We start from the raw sequence: 2041 nt of genomic DNA on the forward strand, positions 1-2041 counted from the left end.
GGTCGCTTCGTAGCGGACGGCGAGTTTGTCGTATCTCGTGGCTACCGCGCGGTGGCGCTTGAGGCGATTGATGCCGCACTCCACGGCGTGGCGTTCGCGGTAGTCTGCCTTATCGAAATTCGGCGGCCGGCCCCCGTGGGAGCCGCGCTTCTTGCGGTTGGCGATCTGGTCACGCTTCTCCGGGATCGTGCAGCCGATATGGCGCTTGCGCAGGTAGACGCGGTTCGCGCGCGAGCCGTACGCCCTGTCGGCGCGAACCTTGTCCGGCCGCGTGCGCGGCTGTCCCGGGCCGAGACGCGGCACACGGATACGGCCCAGGACGACCTGGAACTGCGGGGAGTCACCTCGCTGTCCAGCCGTGATCACGAGCGACATCAGCTTCTGCGCCTGCTCGACCGCCAGGTGGATCTTGGTGGTCAGTCCACCGCGAGAACGTCTGAGCCCGTGGTCGTCGGGCTCGGCGAAGACGCCGCCAGGTGACTCGACCTGCAGATCCCCCTTTTGCGCGCACCGGCCGCATGCTGGTGCGCGCGAGCGATTGTGGAGTCCACAGAGATGTCCCAGGTGATCAGGCCCTTCGCATCGGCCCGGGCCTGGAGCTGCTCGAGAATCCGGTGCCACCTGCCGTCGCGCTGCCAGCGGCGGAACAGCCCGTACACCGTCTCCCACGGCCCGTACCGTTCGGGCAGATCCCGCCACGGGATGCCTGTGCGGGTGCGGAACCGTATGCCATTGATCAGTTGCCGCTTGGTGTGAACCGGCGGCCGACCGGGCTTGATGCCCTGCGGCAGCAACGCTTCCAACAGTGCCCACTGGGCGTCCGTCAGATCTCCCCGAGCCATGGAACGTGATCATCTCATGGCCTTGATCCACTTCGGAAAAACACCATAGCCAATCCCCCGGCTGCTCAGGACCGAGCAGCCGGGGACTCAACTACGCGCGAAGGTGTTCCAGCGCCTTCTCCAGCGCGTCCTCAGCGGTAACCGCCACGTCCGGCTCGACGCCGACGCCCTCCCAGTTGGTGCCGGTGACCGGGTTGATCGAGCGGGCCGCCGGCACGGTCACCGTCACATGCGGCGCAATAGGAATCCGAGCCGTCGGGTGGGCGCCACCGCGCGTCGTCTGCCCGACCAGCGTCGCACGCTTGAGCACCTTCAGGTTGTACGACAGCTCCTCCCCACCGGAGAACGTGAAGTCGCTGGTCAGCACCGCCACCGGCCGGTCCGAATAGCGCGGCGCGGTGAGGTGCCCAAGGGTCCAGTACTGGCGGGTGGAGTCGGTAGTCCGGTCATAGATGTCGTTGAGGTGCACCTCGTCGTTAGCGAAGAAGTAGCTGCACCACAGCTGCACGCCCTCCGGCGAACCGCCGCTGCACTGCCGCAGGTCGATGACCAACGCCTCGGTGGAAGCGACCAGTTGCATCGCGGCAGCGATCGCGAGACCGCCCAACCCGGCCGGGGGAATCATGCGTAGATCAAGGTAGCCGATGTTGCCGTCGAGCTGCTCCGCCCGCCGGATTCCGTAGTTCTTCTCCCGTGCGTACCGCTCGAACCGGGCCCGGGCGACGTCCTCCGGCTCCTCGTCCATCGACTGCGGCTCCTCGCTCCACAGCAGCCGCAGGTGCTTGTCCGGACACACCCCCTGCAAGTCCTCTGTGACCCGCTCGCACAGCCCCCGCTCGTCCAGGCCCTCATAAGCGCCTTCCGCCAGCCGGTTCCGGATCGCCACTTCAATGGCCGCCGTCTTCTCGGGGAACACGTAATCAGCGGTGATCCGGGCGAGGGCGGCGTCGAGTATCGCTCCATGAGTGATCATTCGCGCGATCGTAGGTCAAGGCCGAACCGATGCCCAGCGGTTTCTCAGCGCTGGGTGGCGCCGGGGTCGCGCAGTCCTACGCAGTCGTTCGCCCAGAACGCCTCGGAGTAGACGAACGTCCCGGTCATCCACAGCTTCGCCACGTGGAACGCCGGATCCGGGATCCGGGATCCGCAACGACGGTGACCGGAAGCCGCACGCGCTCGCCCGTCGGAACCACGCGACT

Annotated in this window: 2 protein-coding genes and 1 pseudogene; all 3 read right to left on the minus strand. The window is 67.0% G+C overall.

The window, feature by feature from the left end; translation table 11 throughout:
* A protein-coding gene (locus ACZ4Z5_RS33295) for an IS5 family transposase (protein ID WP_468270014.1) occupies window positions 1-842 on the minus strand; the annotation gives its coding sequence in 2 pieces (ribosomal slippage) (window positions 1-450 and window positions 453-842; 840 coding nt annotated over the 2 pieces). This gene is flagged as partial in the annotation.
* 91 nt (window positions 843-933) lie between these two features.
* Window positions 934-1815: a S41 family peptidase gene (locus tag ACZ4Z5_RS33300; RefSeq protein WP_468270016.1), complete on the minus strand. Its 882-nt coding sequence runs from the start codon at window positions 1813-1815 to the stop codon at window positions 934-936.
* 44 nt (window positions 1816-1859) lie between these two features.
* A pseudogene (locus tag ACZ4Z5_RS33305) lies at window positions 1860-2041 on the minus strand (GNAT family N-acetyltransferase); the annotation flags it as partial.

Source organism: Streptomyces sp. NPDC030222 (assembly GCF_055573115.1).

Bases quoted from the DNA above. Each gene is read 5' to 3' on its own strand.
- ACZ4Z5_RS33300 (WP_468270016.1), bottom strand. From the start codon at position 1,815: ATGATCACTCATGGAGCGATACTCGACGCCGCCCTCGCCCGGATCACC.